This window comes from Cellulomonas sp., from assembly GCF_035634735.1.
GTDB lineage: Bacteria > Actinomycetota > Actinomycetes > Actinomycetales > Cellulomonadaceae > Cellulomonas.
The window spans coordinates 1-16,221 of record NZ_DASQCJ010000240.1 but is presented as its reverse complement, the minus strand read 5'-3'; the positions used below and the strand labels follow the sequence as shown (position 1 = coordinate 16,221).

Sequence of the window (16,221 nt, the reverse complement as noted above, 5' to 3'; positions counted from 1 at the left end):
CCTCGTCCCCGAGGTGCCCAAGACCCGGTCCGGCAAGATCATGCGGCGGCTGCTGGCCGAGCTGCACGACGGCCGGGCGCTCGGCGACGTCACCTCCCTGCAGAACCCCTGGGCCGTGGACCAGGTCGCCGCGCTGCTGCGATCCGGGGCTATCGTCGCGCCCACCGCTCTCGACCCGGCCGAGGAGGCCACCCGCTGATGAGCTCCGAGCACCGCTTCGGCTTCCGCACCCGCGCCCTGCACGCCGGGGCGATCCCCGACGCCGCCACCGGCGCGCGCGCCGTGCCGATCTACCAGACGACGTCGTTCGTGTTCACCGACACCACCGACGCCGCGAACCTGTTCGCGCTGCAGAAGTACGGCAACATCTACTCCCGGCTCGGCAACCCGACGGTGGCCGCGTTCGAGGAGCGGATCGCGTCGCTCGAGGGCGGCATCGGGGCCGTCGCCACGGCGTCCGGCATGGCGGCGGAGTTCATCACGTTTGCCGCGCTGGTCGGGGCCGGGGACCACATCGTCGCCTCCGCGCAGCTGTACGGCGGCACGGTGACCCAGCTCGACGTGACGCTGCGCCGGTTCGGCGTCGAGACCACGTTCGTCGCGGGCACCGACCCGGCCGCCTACGCCGCGGCCATCCGCCCGGAGACCAAGGCCGTCTACACCGAGGTCGTCGCGAACCCGTCGGGCGAGGTCGCCGACCTGGCCGGCCTGGCCGAGGTCGCGCACGCCGCCGGCGTCCCGCTCGTCGTCGACGCCACGCTGTCGACGCCGTACCTGGTCCGGCCGATCGAGCACGGCGCGGACATCGTCATCCACTCCGCCACCAAGTTCCTCGGCGGGCACGGCACCACGCTCGGCGGGGTCGTCGTCGAGTCCGGGCGGTTCAACTGGGGCAACGGCAAGTTCCCGCAGATGACCGAGCCCGTGCCGTCGTACAACGACGTGAAGTGGTGGGAGAACTTCGGCGAGTACGGGTTCCTCACCAAGCTCCGCTCGGAGCAGCTCCGGGACATCGGTCCGTCGCTGTCCGCGCAGTCGGCGTTCCAGCTGCTGCAGGGCGTGGAGACGCTGCCCCAGCGGCTCGACGCGCACCTCGCCAACGCACGGGCCGTCGCCGAGTGGCTGGACGCCGACCCCCGCGTCACGTCGGTGCAGTGGGCCGGCCTGCCGTCGCACCCGCACCACGACCGCGCGCAGCGCTACCTGCCGCTCGGCCCCGGCTCGGTGTTCGCGTTCCGGCTCGCCGCCACCGCCGACCGCGACGGCCGCGAGGTCGGGCGCCGGTTCATCGAGAACCTGCAGCTCGCCAGCCACCTGGCCAACGTCGGCGACGCGCGCACGCTCGTCATCCACCCGGCGTCGACCACGCACCAGCAGCTGTCCGCGGAGCAGCTCGCCACGGCGGGGGTGCCCGAGGACCTGGTGCGGATCAGCGTCGGGCTCGAGGACCCGGAGGACATCCTCTGGGACCTGGACCAGGCGCTCACCGCGGCCACCGCGCCGCGCGAGGCGTCGGACGGGGCCACCGACGGCGCCGCGGCCGCCGCAGCCCGGCCCGCCGTCCCCGCCGTCCCCGCCGCCACCGCGGTCGGCGCGGCCGTCACCGGCGTCGGCGGCATCGCCGGCGGCGCGTCCTGCTCTGTCCCGGAGGCGAACTGATGACCACGACCCCCGAGCGCACCTGGCAGGGGCCGAGCGCGCCCGAGCGCCTGGCGCTGCTGCGCCGCACCCGGTCGATCGCGATCGTCGGCGCGTCCAACAACCCGGCGCGCGCGTCGTACTTCGTCACGACGTACCTGCTGTCCAGCACGCCGTACGACGTCTACCTGGTCAACCCGCGCGAGACCGAGATCCTCGGGCAGCCCGTGTACCCGTCGCTCGACGCGCTGCCGGTCGTGCCGGACCTGGTGGACGTGTTCCGCCGGCACGACGACCTGCCGACGGTCCTCGACGAGACGCTGGCGGTCGGGGCGAAGGCCCTGTGGCTGCAGCTCGGCTCCTGGCACGAGGACGTCGCGGAGCGCGGCGAGGCGGCCGGCCTCACGGTGGTCATGGACCGCTGCGTGAAGATCGAGCACGCCCGGTTCCACGGCGGCCTGCACCTCGCGGGCTTCGACACGGGCGTGATCAGCAGCAGGCGCGCCCTGGCGTAGGACCCCCTCCGCCGAGATGGCAACTCTCGGCTGCGCGGGAGGACCCCGTGACAGCCGAGAGTTGCCATCTCGGCGTGCTCTGCGCGCGCGGGGCTCGCGGGGCGGGGCGCGCAGCGCGGTCAGCGCGCGTCGGCGAGGAGCGTCTGCTCCCCCGCGGCGGCGTCCGCCGGCCGGCCCGTGGCCAGCGGCAGGATGATCGTGTCGATCAGCCGCTCGGCGAACTCCGCGTCCATCGGCCGGTGCGCGACGACCTTGCGGTAGTGCACCATCGCCGGCGCGACCGCCGCGACCATGTCGAGGTCGACCCCGGGCGCCGTGTCGCCGCGCAGCCGTGCGCGCTCCAGCACCTCGCGCGCGAGCCGCACCCGGCCGGCGACGAACTGCTCGTGGAACACCTCGCGCACCTCGGGCTCGTCGCGGACCGCCGAGATCAGGCCGGTCATGAGGTCGTCGCTCTTCATCCGGCTCGCCCGCACGAAGATGCTCAGCAGGTCCTCGCGGATGGACCCCGTGTCGGGGACCTCGTCGATCGTCACCTGCTTCGCGCACAGCAGGCAGTCGACCGTGAGCTGCACCTTCGACGACCAGCGGCGGTAGACCGTCGACTTGCCGGCCCCCGCGCGCTCGGCGACGGCGTCCATCGTCATGCCGTCGTAGCCGCGCTCGATGAGGAGCTCGCGGGCGGCCTGGAGGATCAGCTCGTCCTTCGAGTCGTCGCGGCGCCGACCGGGACGGCGGGCCGGCTCGTCCGCGGGCGCGGCCGCGGTGGGCACGCCGACGGCGGCGGCGTCCTCGCGCGCGGCCATCCGGGCTCCTCTCGACGACGCCCATCATGCCTGGCGCGCCGCCCGGAAACAAATCGAGACTCGGGGGTTTCGAAACTGGCCGGTCCTGGTTTACCGTCGTGCCATCCCCCCACACCGTCGTCCCGACCGGAGCACCCGTATGTCCTCACCCGCCGCACCCGCCACGCCCGCCGCCCCCGCCGCGGGCCCGGCCGGCGTCCCGCACCGGCGCCGCTGGTTCGTCCTCGCCACCGTCGCCCTGGCGCAGCTGATGGTCGTCCTCGACGCGACCATCGTGAACATCGCGATGCCCTCCGCCCAGGCGGAGCTCGGCTTCAGCGACAACGACCGGCAGTGGATCGTCACCGCCTACGCCCTCGCCTTCGGCAGCCTGCTGCTGCTCGGCGGCCGGCTGTCCGACATGTTCGGCCGCCGCCGCATGTTCCTCATCGGCCTGGTCGGCTTCGCCGTCGCCTCGGCCCTCGGCGGCGCCGCCGGCACGTTCGAGCTGCTGGTCGCGGCCCGCGCGCTCCAGGGCGTGTTCGGCGCCGTGCTCGCCCCCGCCGCGCTGTCCGTGCTCACCACGACGTTCACCGTGCCGAAGGAGCGCGCCCGCGCGTTCGGCATCTTCGGCGCGATCGCCGGCATGGGCGGCGCCATCGGCCTGCTGCTCGGCGGCTACCTCACCGAGAACTTCGACTGGCGCTGGAACCTGTACGTCAACGTGGTGATCGCGGCGATCGCCCTGGTCGCGGGCAGCATGCTGCTCCCCCGGGCCGGCGGCGCGGCGGGGCACCGCCTCGACGTCCCCGGCGTCGTGCTCGGCTCGGCCGGGCTGTTCGCCCTCGTGTTCGGCTTCTCGCAGGCCGAGCCGCAGGGCTGGGACTCCCCGCTCACCTGGGGCTCGCTCGCCGCGAGCGCCGTCCTGCTCGTGGCGTTCGTCGTCCGGCAGCGGACGGCCCCGAACGCGGTGCTGCCGCTCGACGTCGTGGTGGACCGGGACCGCGGCGCGTCGTTCCTCGGCATCCTCGTCGCCGGGTCGGGCATGTTCGGCGTGTTCCTGTTCCTGACCTACTACCTGCAGACCACGCTCGGGTACACGCCGATGCGGACCGGCGTCGCGTTCCTGCCGATGGTGCTGTCGATCATCGTCACCGCGCAGATCCAGTCGAACCTGCTGATCCCGCGGTTCGGGCCCAAGGTGCTGGTGCCCATCGGCATGCTGCTCGCGGCCGTCGCGATGCTCACGTTCACCCGGCTCGAGCTGGACAGCAGCTACGCCGCGCACGTGCTGCCGGGGCTGATCCTCATGGGTATGGGGATGGCGTCGATCATGCCGGCGTCCTTCCAGCTCGCGACCCTCGGCGTCGCGCCCCGGCTCGCGGGCGCCGCGTCGGCCCTGGTGTCGACGAGCCAGCAGGTCGGCGGCGCCATCGGCACGGCCCTGCTGAACACGCTCGCCGCGACGGCCGCCTCGGCGTACCTCGCGGACCACACCCCGGTCACGCCCGAGGTCGCGGCCCAGGCCGCGCTGCACAGCTTCGACACCGCGTACGCCTGGTCGGCGGTGATCTTCGCGGGCGGCGCCGTCATGGCGGCCCTGCTGTTCCGCACCCGCGCCGACCGCCAGGCCCGCGCGGTGCTGGCCCCGGCCCCGGCGGGCACCCCGGCGGAGGCGCCGGTCGCGGCGCACTGACGCCGGCGCGACGGGCCGGCGCCCGCACGCTCGAGCCGATCGCCGAGATAGGGCTCCCGCGTCGAGATAGGACCCCGGACGGTCCTACCTCGGCCCGAGGGTCCTATCTCGGCGCGGGGGGGTGGCGGGGAGGAGCCGAGGCCCCGCCATCAGGACGGGTCGAGCGGACGCAGGTGGCGGGCGCGCCACGCGTCGGCGTCGTCCGCGACGCCGCGGGCCTCGGCGACGACGACGCTGGCCGCTCGGAGGTCGTCCGCCAACCGTGCCCGCGCCGCCGGGACGTCGTCGGCGAGCGACCGCCACAGCACGGCCTCGTCGACCGCGAGGTAGTTGTGCGCCAGCCGGTTGCGCATGCCGCGCAGCCGGCGCAGGTCTTCCGGGGTGAGGTAGCGCTCGGCCTGCTCGCGGTCCAGCGCCGTCGCCGCCTGGTGGATCCGCTCGACCACCCGCTCCGCCGCCAGCCGCAACCACACCGGGCGCTGCCCGCCGGCGTCCGCGGCGATCACGGAGGCCGTGTCGAGCTCCTCCGCCAGCGCGACCACGCGCTCCGCCTCCTCGGGCGTCACAGCGGGACGGTCTCGGCGAGGATCCGGCCGCCCACTCCGGTCCGGCCCGCCCTCTCGAGCACCGCCTCGTCGTCGACCACGTCGACCCGGACACCGGTCAACGACTCCAGCGCGGCGGTCAGCGCCACGAGGTCCCGCGGCGCGCCCGGCCCGAAGTGCACGATCAGGTCGAGGTCCGAGTCCGTGCCGTCCTCCCCTCGCGCCACGGAGCCGAACACCCCGGCCGCGACCACACCGTGGTCGGTCAGCACGCGCAGCACCGCGTCGTGGTGACGCGCGAGCGCGTCCCTCGGCAGGTCTCGCTGCACGGCTCCTCCTCCGGCTCCGACCACCAGGCTAGCGATCGGGTCAGTCGTCCGGGAACCAGATCGCCCGGCGCAGCGCCACCCGCGTCCCGTCCGCCGACAGCGGCGTGCCCTCCGCGCGCAGGTGCTCCAGCGCGGCCCGGGCGTGGTGCGCCGGCGGGGCGCCCGAGGCGTTCACCACCCGCCACCACGGCACCCCGGACCCGCCGCGGGACATGATCTGCCCGACCTGCCGCGGGCCGCCGCGCGCGGGCAGCCCCTCGGCGACGAACCGGTCGGCCACCACCTCCGCGATGGTCCCGTAGGTCATCGCCCGGCCCGACGGGATCGCGTCGACGACGTCGAGCACCGCCTCCAGGTACGCCTCGTCCACCCTCAGCCCCTCCGCACCAGCACGAGCGCCCGGTCGTCGCCCTCGCCGGCCCCGACCCGCGCGATCACGTCCTCGGCGTCCCCGCGGCCGGTGGACAGCACGCCCTCCACGACGCCGCGCAGCCGGTCGATCCCGAGGTCCAGGTCGCGGCCGGGCGTCTCGACCAGCCCGTCCGTGTAGAGCAGCAGGACGTCGCCGGGGTCGACCCGGCCGCGCACCGACGGGAACGCCGCCCCGTCGAGGACGCCGAGCGCGGGGCCGCCGCGCGCGGGGACCAGGTCGACGGCGCCGGACCCCGCGCGCAGGTGCACCGGCGGCAGGTGGCCCGCGGAGTACACGGTGTACTCGCCGGTCGCCAGGACCAGGCTGACGTGCACCGCGGTCGCGAACCCCTCGTCCCAGTCCTGGGCGAGCAGGTACGCGTTCGCCGCGGGCAGGAAGTCCGGCGCCGGCAGCTGTCCGATCAGGCCGGCCAGCGCGCCGGAGAGCTGGAGCGAGCGCACCCCGGCGTCCTGCCCCTTGCCCGACACGTCGACGAGCGCGATCTCCAGCACGGTGCCGCCCAGCCGCGGCGCCGCGACCACGAAGTCGCCGGAGAACGCCTCGCGGTGCGCCGACCGCAGCGCCGTCTGCACGGTCCAGCCGGCGGGCAGCGGCGGGACGGCGCCGTGCGCGGCGAGCCGGTCCCGGAGGTCGACGAGCATCAGCTCGCCGGGCGCGCCCTGCAGCCCCAGCCGCTCGCGGTGCGCCGCGAACGCCAGCAGCGCCCCGATGGCGATGCCCTGGAGCACGAAGGTGCCCGGCGTGAACTCGCCCAGCCCGGCGAGCGGGATCGCGACGAACTGCGCCACGATCGCCGCGCACAGCACGACCATCCCCCGCATCCGGAGCAGGAAGGCGCCGAGCAGCTCGATGAGGATGAACGTCGACGGCGGCACCCACGGCCGGGCCCACACGATGCCCGCGGACGCCAGCAGCGTCAGGCCGACCAGCATCGTGGTGAGCGCGGGCTGCGAGCCGACGCCGTACCGGCGCAGGCAGGCCCGGACCCGGTCGAGCACGCTCGCGGCCCGGCGGCGGGGCGCGGCGGGTGTCACGCCGCGAGGGTACCCAGCAGGCTGAGGGCGCGGCCAGGTGCCGCGACGTCAGGGTCGGCGGGCGAAATCGCGTGACCCGCGGCGGCGCCGACCAGCAGGATGGCCGCCATGAGCGCCGCGACCACCACCGGGTACCGCCTGTTCGAGATCACCGCCGACCGGGTCGAGGAGTACCGCTCCGTCGACGCCGCGGCCTTCGCCGAGCCGGCCCGCGACCCGGCCTACGACGCCGAGGTGCCGTTCGCGGTGCCGCTGGACCGGGCCGTCGCCGTCGAGACCGGGGCGGGCGAGATCGTCGCCGTGCACGGCTCCTACGCGTTCACGCTGCCCACGCCGGGCGGGTCGGTCCCGTGCGCGGGGCTGACCTGGGTCGGGGTGCGGCCGGACCACCGGCGGCGCGGCCTGCTGACGACGATGATCCGCGCGCACCTCGACCGGTCGCTCGGCCGCGGCGAGCCCGTGTCGGCGCTGTTCGCCGCCGAGCCCGGCATCTACGGCCGGTACGGCTACGGCTCCGCCTCGGACAGCGTCCGGCTGACGCTGGCCCGCGGCGCCGCGCTGCGGGCGGTGCCGGGGTCCGCCGACCTGACGGTCCGGTTCGCGACGCTCGACCCCGCGGCGCACGAGGGTCTGGTCGAGGACGTGTACGCCGCGGCGGGCGCGGGCCGGCCGGGCTGGATCCGCCGCGGCTCGGACGCCCTGCGCCGCATCGCGGTCGCCGACCCGGTCGCCTGGCGGCACGGCAACGAGCCGGCGCGGCTGGTGACGGTGCACGCCGCCGACGGGTCCCCGCGGGCGTTCGCGATCCTGCGGCGCACCCAGACCTGGGCCGACGGCGGCCCGGAGTACGCGGTGCAGGTGCGGCTCGCGGCCTCGGTGGACGCCGCCGCCGCGCACCGGCTGTGGTCGATGCTGCTGGACCTGGACCTGACGGCGACGGTCGCCACCGGCATGCTGCCCGTCGACGACCCGCTGCTCGCGCTGCTGGTCGACACCCGCCGCCCGGTGCCGAAGGTGAGCGACAACCTGTGGGTCCGGCTGCTCGACGTGCCCGCCGCGCTCGCCGGGCGCCGGTACGCCGCGCCGCTGGACGTGGTGCTCCGGGTGCGGGACGCGCTGCTGCCCGGGAACGACGGCGCGTGGCGGCTCGTCACCGGCGAGGCCGGGGCGGACGGCACGCACGGCGCCCGGGTCGAGCCGGCCGGGTCGGCCGAGCCGGACCTGGAGCTCGACGTGCGCGAGCTCGGCGCCGCCTACCTGGGTGGGCGCAGCCTGACCGCGCTGGCCGCCGCCGGGCAGGTCACCGCGGCCCGGCCGGACGCGCTGCACCGCGCGGCGACCGCGTTCGGCTGGCCGGTCGCCCCGGTGTGCCCCTGGGTGTTCTGAGGCGAGGAACGACGCGTCAGGCGCGCGCGGCCTCGTACGCCGCGAGCTGGTCGATCCGGCGCTGGTGGCGCGGGTCCTGCGAGAACGGCTCGTCCACGAACACGTCGACCAGCTCCAGCGCCTCGTCCACCGAGTGCTGCCGGGCGCCGATCGCCACGACGTTCGCGTCGTTGTGCTGCCGGCCGAGCCGCGCGGTGTCGGTGTTCCACGCCAGCGCGGCGCGCACGCCGGCGACCTTGTTCGCGGCGATCTGCTCGCCGTTGCCCGACCCGCCGATGACGACGCCCAGGCTGCCCGGGTCCGCGACCACGGCCTCGCCCGCGGCGAAGCAGACGGCCGGGTAGTCGTCCTGCGGGTCGTACTCGGCGGCCCCGTGGTCGACGACGTCGTGCCCCGCGGCGCGCAGGTGCTCGACCAGCGCGACCTTGAGCTCGAACCCGGCGTGGTCAGCGGCGACATGGATACGCATGGGGCCATCTTGCCCCACACCGCCGCCGCCGACCCCGCCTGTCCGCGGACGGCCCCGCGACCTAGGCTGGCTCCCGGTGCGCGCTCGCGCGCCTGCCCGACCGGAAGGGACCCCCCTCGACCATGACCCGCAGCGGCATCGACACCTCGGCCCTCGACCCGGCCGTCCGCCCCCAGGACGACCTGTACGCGCACGTCAACGGCCGCTGGGTCGCCGAGCACGTGATCCCCGCCGACCGGGCGATGGACGGCTCGTTCCGCGCGCTGCACGACCAGGCCGAGGAGCAGGTCCGGGACATCATCGTCGAGGCCGGCGAGGCCGCCGACGCGACCGGAGTGCAGGCGCAGATCGGCGCGCTGTACGCGTCGTTCATGGACACCGACGCCGTCGAGGCCGCCGGCACCGAGCCGCTGCGCCCCGACCTGGAGGCCATCGCCGGGGCGACGACGCCGGAGGCCCTCACCGACGTGCTCGGCGCGCTGCAGCGCACGGGCGCCGCTGCCGGCACCGGGTTCTGGGTCGACAACGACGCCAAGGACCCCGAGCGGTACGTCGTCTACCTGTACCAGTCCGGTCTGGGCCTGCCCGACGAGTCGTACTACCGCGACGAGCAGTACGCGTCCGTGCTGGCCGCCTACCGCCCGCACGTCGCGCGGATGCTCCGGCTCGGCGGCTGGTCCGCGGACGAGGCCGCGGCGGACGAGGCCGCGGGCCGGGTCGTCGCGCTGGAGGCGAAGATCGCCGCCGGGCACTGGGACGTCGTGAAGGACCGCGACGCCGACCTCACCTACAACCCGACGACGCTCGCCGCGCTGGCGACCACCGCGCCGGGCTTCGACTGGGCGGCGTGGGCCCGCGCCCTGGGCGCCCCGGCGGGCGCGCTCGACGAGCTCGTGGTCCGCGAGCCGTCGTTCGCCACCGCGTTCGCCGCCCTGTGGGCCTCCGAGCCGGCCGAGGACTGGCAGGCCTGGCTCGCCTACCACGCGATCACCGCGCGGGCCCCGTACCTGTCGTCCGAGCTGGTCGAGGCCAACTTCGACTTCCACGGCCGCACGCTGACCGGCGCCCAGGAGCTCCGCGACCGGTGGAAGCGCGGCGTCTCGCTCGTGCAGGGCGTGCTCGGCGAGGCCGTCGGCGAGGTCTACGTCGCCCGGCACTTCCCGCCGGCGCACAAGGAGCGCATGGAGGTGCTCGTCGGCCACCTGGTCGAGGCGTACCGCGAGTCGATCACCGCCCTCGACTGGATGGGCGAGGACACCAAGGCCAAGGCGCTCGCCAAGCTCGACGCCTTCACCCCGAAGATCGGCTACCCGGTCAAGTGGCGCGACTACTCCGGCCTCGAGGTCCACGCCGACGACCTGGTCGGCAACGTCCGCCGCGCGTCCGCGTTCGAGCAGGACTTCGAGCTGAACAAGATCGGGAGGCCGATCGACCGCGACGAGTGGTTCATGACCCCGCAGACGGTCAACGCCTACTACAACCCGGGCATGAACGAGATCGTGTTCCCCGCCGCGATCCTGCAGCCGCCGTTCTTCGACGCCGACGCGGACGACGCCGTGAACTACGGCGGCATCGGGGCGGTCATCGGCCACGAGATCGGCCACGGCTTCGACGACCAGGGCTCGAAGTACGACGGTCAGGGCCGGCTCGAGGACTGGTGGACCGAGTCCGACCGCGCGGAGTTCGAGAAGCGCACCTCGGCGCTCATCGAGCAGTACAACGCGTTCTCCCCCGCGCAGCTGAACGGATCGCACCACGTGAACGGCGCGCTCACCATCGGCGAGAACATCGGCGACCTCGGCGGCCTGTCGATCGCGCTCAAGGCCTACCGGATCGCCCTGGGCTCGTCGCTGGACGAGGCGCCCGAGGTCGACGGCCTGACCGGCGTCCAGCGGGTGCTGCTCGGCTGGGCGCAGGTGTGGCGGGCCAAGGGCCGCGACGAGGAGATCATCCGGCGGCTCGCGGTCGACCCGCATTCCCCGGACGAGGTCCGCTGCAACGCGGTGGTGCGGAACGTGGACGAGTTCTACACGGCGTTCGGCGTGCAGGAGGGCGACGGGCTGTACCTCGCGCCCGAGGAGCGCGTGCGCATCTGGTGACGCCCGCGCGCGAGGGCCTGTGGCGGCACGTCCGCCCCGGGCCCTCGCGCGTGGTGCTCCGACCGGGTGGCTCGACGGTCCCGAGGACGCCGCGCGCCTCGTCGACGAGTGGGGCCGGCCGGGTGGACGAGGCCGCCTCGACCGAGCTCGCGGCGCACGACCCGCTCCGCTGGCGGCTCAGGGACAGCCAGGTGCGGACCCTGGCCGAGTCGGCGCCGCCGGTCACCGATCCCGCCCGGACGACCCCGCGGTCAGACCTGCTGCGCTGAGCCGCCGCCCCGGGAGGTCTTCGCGGCGAGGCCGACCACGTCCTCGGAGAGCACCAGCACGCCCGCACCCGGATCCGCAGGCCGGAGCCACATCGCCACCGGGTCGCCGACCGCGACCTGCACCCGCGGGCTCGTCTGCACGTCGACCGTCCACGACACCCCCGGTGCGTCCGGTGACTCGACGGTGGTCCGCAGCCGGGGCGGGTAGTCCGACACCGCGCGCGACCCGACGACGCGGCCGTCGACCCGCCGGTGCTCACGCAGCACCGCCTCCAGACGCGGCCACCACCGGTTGCGCGCGCGGAAGCCGACCCACGCGGGCCACGCCAGCACCCCGCACACCACCCCGACGCCGACCGCAGCCCCGGAGCCCGCGACGAGGCCGCCTGCCGCCCCGATGCCCGCGCCCACCAGGTACCCGGCGGGATGGCCGTGCGTGGCGAGCACCGCCAGCGCCAGGACCCCGAGGACGAGGCACGTCACCCGGACCTCGCCGCCGCCGGGCAGGTCGACCGCCGAGGTGGCCGCGAGCACGAGGGCGCCGAGCACCAGGCCGAGCACGAGGCCGAGTCCCCACCTCCCGGCGCGCGGCCGGGACGCCTCGACGGCAGCGGCCGGGAACGCGTGCGTGTCCGCCCACGTCGGGACGACCGCCAGGACCACCGGGGCCCGCCGGACGACCCGGGGCCCCTCGGGCGCTGCGTCGCTCATGGGGTCCGTCCTGTCGGACGGCGCGTCCGCGCGGGACCGGTCACGGCAGCGTCGTCAGCGCCGCCGTCGCCACCCGGAACCCGGCCCCGGTCTCGTCGATGACGCAGGACATGCCGTTCGACCCGCTCGTGCAGGTGTACGGGCCCACCGTCTGCGTCTGCCCGTACTCCAGCACCGGGGTGTCCGCCGAGGCCGGCGCCGGCGCCGGGCCCTCGACGCAGGGCGTCGTGACGCCGTCCGCCTCGTTGAGCACGACGGTGTGCCCGGTCGTGCCGGTGCACCCCTCGGACGCGGGCACCTGGTACTGGATGTTCGCGATCGTGCAGGTCACGCCGTCGGGCGACATGGTGCACGCGATGTTGCCGGTCGGGGAGGCGAACGACGTCGCGACGTCGCTGGTCGCGCCGGACGTGGCGCCCTCGGTGGCGGCGCCGGACGCGCCCTGCGAGGCGGGGGCCGAGGGGCTCGCGGTCGCGCCGCCGTCGTCGGAGCCGCCGCCGAGCACGACGATCGCCGCGACGACCAGGACGAGGACCAGCACGACGTCGACGGCCAGGAAGATCTTGACGCCGCGGCTCAGGTTCGCGAGGGCTGCCATCTGCTACCTCCGGGGGTGGGGCGGGTGCGGGCGCGGCCCGGGGGGCGGGCGCGCGGCCGGCGCTCAGTCGAAGACGGGGCCCTTGGTGCGGGTGCGCTTGAGCTCGTAGAAGCCGGGGACGCCGGTGATCAGCACGAAGCCGTCCCACAGCCGGCCGGCCTCCTCGCCCTTCGGTGCCGGCGTCATCACCGGGCCGAAGAACGCGGTGCCGTTGACCGCCACGACCGGGGTGCCGACCTCGTCGCCGACCAGCGCGATGGCCTCGGCGTGCGAGGCGCGCAGCTGCTCGTCGAACTCGTCGGTGTCGCCGTACGCCCGCAGGGACTGCGGCAGGCCGACCTCGTCGAGCGACTCCCGGATGATCGCCCAGGTGTCCTTCCGGCCGCCCGGGTGCCGGCGGGTGCCGAGCGCGTCGTACAGCGGCTTGAGGTGCTCCGCGCCGTACAGCTCCTTGGCGGCGGTCAGCACGCGCACGGCCGCCCAGGAGTCGTCCATCAGCTCGCGGTACTCGTCGGGCAGGTCCCGGCCCTCGTTGAGCACGGACAGGCTCATCACGTGCCAGCGCACGTCCACGTCGCGGACCCGCTGCACCTCGGTCATCCAGCGCGACGTCATCCACGCCCAGGGGCACGCGGGGTCGAACCAGAAGTCGGCGGTGTCGCGGTCGGGCGCGGTCGTGTCGGTCACTGGGAGGGCTCCTCGGGCTGTCGACGTCGGGGTGCGTGCGCGCGGACGCGGGCGCCCTCGGCTCGACGGCACCGTCCGCCATCATGCCCCGGAACCGGGGGGCCGTGTCACGTGGGGGCGGCGCCGGGGGCCGGCACCTCGGACGCACGCACCCGCCGGTTGGTGGAATGATGCGGCGACGGTCAGCCAGCCTGACCACCGCAGACCTGCGACCGACGTTCCACGAGGAGACCCCGCGTGCCCGCAGAGAACCTGACCCGCGACGAGGCCCGCACCCGGGCCGCCCTGGTCGACGTCCAGTCCTACGACGTGGCGCTCGACCTGACGACGGGGCCGGTGACGTTCACCTCGACGACGACCGTCCGGTTCACGGCCCGGGAGGCCGGCGCCGGCACGTTCCTCGACCTCATCGCCCCGGCCGTGCACCGCGTCGTGCTCAACGGGACCGAGCTCGACCCGGCCGAGGTCGTCGCCGACTCCCGCATCCGGCTCGACGGCCTCGCCGAGCAGAACGAGGTCGTCGTCGTCGCCGACGCGGCCTACATGAACACCGGCGAGGGCCTGCACCGGTTCGTCGACCCGGTCGACGACGAGGTGTACCTGTACTCGCAGTTCGAGGTCGCCGACTCCCGGCGCGTGTTCGCCGTCTTCGAGCAGCCCGACCTCAAGGCGACCTTCGCGTTCACCGTGACGGCGCCCGCGCACTGGGTGGTCGTGTCGAACTCCCCCGCCGTCGGCGAGCCCGTCCCGGTCGAGGGCGGCACCAACCGCAACGGCGGCCGCGACGAGGGCACCGCCACCTGGACGTTCGAGCCCACGCCGCGCATCGCGTCCTACATCACCGCCGTCGTGGCGGGCCCGTACCACCACGAGCACGGCGAGCTCACGTCCCGGGACGGCCGCACGATCCCGCTCGGCGTCTACTGCCGCGGCTCGCTCGCGCAGCACCTCGACACCGACAACATCCTCGACATCACGCGGGCCGGCTTCGCGTTCTACGAGGAGCAGTTCGACTTCCCGTACCCGTTCGCCAAGTACGACCAGCTGTTCGTGCCGGAGTTCAACGCGGGCGCGATGGAGAACGCCGGCGCGGTCACGTTCCTCGAGTCGTACGTGTTCCGGTCCAAGGTGCCGGAGGCCACGGTCGAGCGCCGCGCGGTGACGATCCTGCACGAGCTCGCGCACATGTGGTTCGGCGACCTGGTCACCATGCGCTGGTGGGACGACCTGTGGCTGAACGAGTCGTTCGCCGAGTACGCGTCCACCCTGGCGACCGCCGAGGCGACCCGCTGGACGACGGCCTGGACCACGTTCTCGTCGCTGGAGAAGGGCTGGGCCTACCGCCAGGACCAGCTGCCCTCCACGCATCCGATCGCCGCGGACATCCGCGACCTGGAGGACGTCGAGGTCAACTTCGACGGCATCACCTACGCCAAGGGCGCGAGCGTGCTCAAGCAGCTCGTCGCCTGGGTCGGCCAGGAGCAGTTCTTCGCGGGCGTCCGGCGCTACTTCGCGAAGCACGCGTGGGGCAACACCGAGCTGCGCGACCTGCTGACCGAGCTCGAGGCCACCTCCGGCCGCGACCTGTCCGCCTGGTCGGCGCTGTGGCTGGAGCAGTCCGGCGTGACCCTGCTGCGCCCGGAGATCGCCTCCGAGGTCGGCGAGGACGGCGTCGAGCGGATCACCGCGCTGGCCGTGCGCCAGGAGGTGCCCGCCACGCACCCCGTGCAGCGCCCGCACCGCCTGGTGGTGGGCGGCTACGACGTGGTCGCGGACGACGCCGGCGAGACGCGCCTGGAGCGCACGGTCCGCGTGGAGCTCGACGTCGACGGCGAGCGCACCGAGGTGCCCGAGCTCGTCGGCGCGAAGCGCCCCGACCTGCTGCTGCTGAACGACGAGGACCTGGCCTACGCGAAGGTCCGGCTCGACGAGCGGTCGCTCGCCACCGCGATCGCGCACCTCGGCCACTTCACCCAGTCGCTCCCCCGCACGCTCGTCTGGGCGGCGGTCTGGGACGCGACCCGCGACGGCGAGACCCCGGCGCGCGACTACGTCGACCTGCTGCTCGGCAACATCGCGCACGAGACGGACTCCTCCGTCGTCCTCGTGCTGCTGCGCCAGCTGCACACGGCGCTCGACCTGTACGTGGCGTCCGAGCACCGCCCGGCCACCGAGGTCGCCGCGGCGGACGCGCTGTGGACGCTCGCGACGGACGCCGAGGGCGGCAGCGACACCCAGCTGCAGCTCGTCAAGGCGTTCGCCGCCCGGGCGTCGACCACCGAGCAGCTCGACGCCGTGGCGGCGCTGCTGGACGGCGGCACCCGCCTGGACGGCCTGTCGATCGACACCGACCTGCGCTGGGAGCTGCTGACCTCGCTGGTCGCGGGCGACCGCGCCGGCGAGGCCGAGATCGACGCCCAGCTCGAGGCGGACCCGACCGCGACCGGCCAGCGCGCCGCCGCGGCCGCCCGCGCCGCGCTGCCGACCCCCGGGGCGAAGGCCGCCGCCTGGGCCGCGGTCGTCGAGTCCGACGCGCTGCCGAACGCCCTGCAGGCCGCGACGATCGGCGGGTTCGGCCGCGTGCACGACCGCGCGCTGCTCCGCCCGTTCGTGGCGCCGTACTTCGAGGTCCTCGAGCGGGTCTGGGCCGAGAAGACGAACGAGATGGCGCAGAACATCGTGACCGGCCTGTACCCGACCGAGCTGGCGGACGACGCCGGCGAGGGCGCGGTCGACGTGGCCGGGGCGACCGACGCGTGGCTCGCCGCGCACCCCGACGCCGCGCCGGCCCTGCGCCGGCTGGTGGTCGAGGCCCGCGACGGCGTGCGCCGGCTGCTGGCGGCCCAGGCGGCCGACCGGCACTACCACGAGGCCTGAGCCGCACCCCGGCCCGGCCCGACGCGCCCGGCGCCCCCTCCCCGCTCGCGGGGGGGCGGGAGCCGGGCGCGTCGTCGTCCCCGGGAGGCGCGGGGCGGGCGCGGGGCGGGCGCGGGGCGGGCGCGGGGCGGGCGAGATCGGTGATTCCGC

At 75.1% G+C, this 16,221-nt stretch carries 17 protein-coding genes; 8 read left to right on the top strand and 9 right to left on the bottom strand.

Features of this window, described 5'->3' with window-relative positions:
* The 3 genes from VER05_RS19915 to VER05_RS19905 form a co-directional block, all read left to right on the top strand.
* The coding region (locus VER05_RS19915) for a hypothetical protein (RefSeq protein ID WP_324847042.1) at nt 1–199 on the top strand (199 nt) is incomplete at its 5' end.
* Complete coding sequence (locus tag VER05_RS19910) at nt 199–1,659, top strand: O-acetylhomoserine aminocarboxypropyltransferase/cysteine synthase family protein (protein WP_324847041.1); 1,461 nt, start codon at nt 199–201, stop codon at nt 1,657–1,659. The genes VER05_RS19915 and VER05_RS19910, both read left to right, overlap by 1 nt.
* The gene (locus VER05_RS19905) at nt 1,659–2,153 is read left to right on the top strand and encodes a CoA-binding protein (protein ID WP_324847040.1); all 495 of its coding nucleotides are present in this window, start codon (nt 1,659–1,661) and stop codon (nt 2,151–2,153) included. Before VER05_RS19910 ends, VER05_RS19905 begins: the two co-directional genes overlap by 1 nt.
* 119 nt (nt 2,154–2,272) lie before the next feature.
* On the opposite strand, the gene VER05_RS19900 is transcribed toward VER05_RS19905, so the two are convergent.
* Nucleotides 2,273–2,959: a TetR/AcrR family transcriptional regulator gene (locus tag VER05_RS19900; protein ID WP_324847039.1), complete on the bottom strand. Its 687-nt coding sequence runs from the start codon at nt 2,957–2,959 to the stop codon at nt 2,273–2,275.
* A 139-nt stretch (nt 2,960–3,098) separates the two neighbouring features.
* On the opposite strand from VER05_RS19900, the gene VER05_RS19895 reads away from it, so the two are divergent.
* The gene (locus VER05_RS19895; RefSeq protein ID WP_324847038.1) at nt 3,099–4,634 is read left to right on the top strand and encodes an MFS transporter; all 1,536 of its coding nucleotides are present in this window, start codon (nt 3,099–3,101) and stop codon (nt 4,632–4,634) included.
* A gap of 149 nt (nt 4,635–4,783) precedes the next feature.
* Here the strand turns inward: VER05_RS19895 and VER05_RS19890 are convergent, their stop codons facing one another.
* The 4 genes from VER05_RS19890 to VER05_RS19875 are packed head-to-tail and all read right to left on the bottom strand — an operon-like array spanning nt 4,784 to nt 6,975.
* A complete protein-coding gene (locus VER05_RS19890) occupies nt 4,784–5,200 on the bottom strand; it encodes a DUF86 domain-containing protein (protein WP_324847037.1) in 417 nt (138 codons plus the stop codon).
* Entirely contained in the window at nt 5,197–5,508 is a 312-nt protein-coding gene (locus VER05_RS19885; RefSeq protein WP_324847036.1) for a nucleotidyltransferase family protein, read from the bottom strand. The genes VER05_RS19890 and VER05_RS19885 overlap by 4 nt, the downstream gene beginning before the upstream one ends.
* 40 nt (nt 5,509–5,548) lie before the next feature.
* A complete protein-coding gene (locus tag VER05_RS19880; RefSeq protein ID WP_324847035.1) occupies nt 5,549–5,878 on the bottom strand; it encodes an MGMT family protein in 330 nt (109 codons plus the stop codon).
* A 2-nt stretch (nt 5,879–5,880) separates the two neighbouring features.
* Nucleotides 5,881–6,975, bottom strand: coding sequence for a PP2C family protein-serine/threonine phosphatase (locus VER05_RS19875; protein WP_324847034.1), 1,095 nt, complete (start codon nt 6,973–6,975; stop codon nt 5,881–5,883).
* A 108-nt stretch (nt 6,976–7,083) separates the two neighbouring features.
* Between VER05_RS19875 and VER05_RS19870 the strand changes: the two genes are divergently transcribed.
* Nucleotides 7,084–8,361, top strand: a complete 1,278-nt coding sequence (locus VER05_RS19870; RefSeq protein WP_324847033.1) for a GNAT family N-acetyltransferase — start codon at nt 7,084–7,086, stop codon at nt 8,359–8,361.
* Nucleotides 8,362–8,377: 16 nt separating this feature from the next.
* Here VER05_RS19870 and VER05_RS19865 read toward each other — a convergent pair whose 3' ends face one another.
* Complete coding sequence (locus tag VER05_RS19865) at nt 8,378–8,830, bottom strand: ribose-5-phosphate isomerase (protein WP_324847032.1); 453 nt, start codon at nt 8,828–8,830, stop codon at nt 8,378–8,380.
* A gap of 122 nt (nt 8,831–8,952) precedes the next feature.
* On the opposite strand from VER05_RS19865, the gene VER05_RS19860 reads away from it, so the two are divergent.
* Nucleotides 8,953–10,929, top strand: coding sequence for a M13 family metallopeptidase (locus VER05_RS19860; RefSeq protein ID WP_324847031.1), 1,977 nt, complete (start codon nt 8,953–8,955; stop codon nt 10,927–10,929).
* Complete coding sequence (locus tag VER05_RS19855; protein WP_324847030.1) at nt 10,926–11,198, top strand: hypothetical protein; 273 nt, start codon at nt 10,926–10,928, stop codon at nt 11,196–11,198. The genes VER05_RS19860 and VER05_RS19855 overlap by 4 nt, the downstream gene beginning before the upstream one ends.
* Here VER05_RS19855 and VER05_RS19850 read toward each other — a convergent pair.
* From VER05_RS19850 to VER05_RS19840, 3 genes are all read right to left on the bottom strand, one after another.
* Nucleotides 11,181–11,909: a hypothetical protein gene (locus tag VER05_RS19850; RefSeq protein ID WP_324847029.1), complete on the bottom strand. Its 729-nt coding sequence runs from the start codon at nt 11,907–11,909 to the stop codon at nt 11,181–11,183. The genes VER05_RS19855 and VER05_RS19850 overlap by 18 nt on opposite strands.
* A 40-nt stretch (nt 11,910–11,949) precedes the next feature.
* Nucleotides 11,950–12,507, bottom strand: a complete 558-nt coding sequence (locus VER05_RS19845) for a hypothetical protein (RefSeq protein WP_324847028.1) — start codon at nt 12,505–12,507, stop codon at nt 11,950–11,952.
* Between the two features lie 63 nt (nt 12,508–12,570).
* Nucleotides 12,571–13,194 (bottom strand): DsbA family protein, encoded by a 624-nt coding sequence (locus VER05_RS19840; RefSeq protein WP_308161150.1) that lies wholly within the window; start codon nt 13,192–13,194, stop codon nt 12,571–12,573.
* A gap of 237 nt (nt 13,195–13,431) precedes the next feature.
* Between VER05_RS19840 and pepN the strand changes: the two genes are divergently transcribed.
* Nucleotides 13,432–16,071: an aminopeptidase N gene (pepN, locus tag VER05_RS19835; protein ID WP_324847027.1), complete on the top strand. Its 2,640-nt coding sequence runs from the start codon at nt 13,432–13,434 to the stop codon at nt 16,069–16,071.
* Nucleotides 16,072–16,221: the final 150 nt, after the last annotated feature.

Bases quoted from the DNA above. Each gene is read 5' to 3' on its own strand.
- VER05_RS19895 (WP_324847038.1), top strand. From the start codon at position 3,099: ATGTCCTCACCCGCCGCACCCGCCACGCCCGCCGCCCCCGCCGCGGGC.
- VER05_RS19910 (WP_324847041.1), top strand. From the start codon at position 199: ATGAGCTCCGAGCACCGCTTCGGCTTCCGCACCCGCGCCCTGCACGCC.
- VER05_RS19865 (WP_324847032.1), bottom strand. From the start codon at position 8,830: ATGCGTATCCATGTCGCCGCTGACCACGCCGGGTTCGAGCTCAAGGTC.
- VER05_RS19860 (WP_324847031.1), top strand. From the start codon at position 8,953: ATGACCCGCAGCGGCATCGACACCTCGGCCCTCGACCCGGCCGTCCGC.
- VER05_RS19900 (WP_324847039.1), bottom strand. From the start codon at position 2,959: ATGGCCGCGCGCGAGGACGCCGCCGCCGTCGGCGTGCCCACCGCGGCC.
- VER05_RS19845 (WP_324847028.1), bottom strand. From the start codon at position 12,507: ATGGCAGCCCTCGCGAACCTGAGCCGCGGCGTCAAGATCTTCCTGGCC.
- VER05_RS19870 (WP_324847033.1), top strand. From the start codon at position 7,084: ATGAGCGCCGCGACCACCACCGGGTACCGCCTGTTCGAGATCACCGCC.
- VER05_RS19850 (WP_324847029.1), bottom strand. From the start codon at position 11,909: ATGAGCGACGCAGCGCCCGAGGGGCCCCGGGTCGTCCGGCGGGCCCCG.
- VER05_RS19905 (WP_324847040.1), top strand. From the start codon at position 1,659: ATGACCACGACCCCCGAGCGCACCTGGCAGGGGCCGAGCGCGCCCGAG.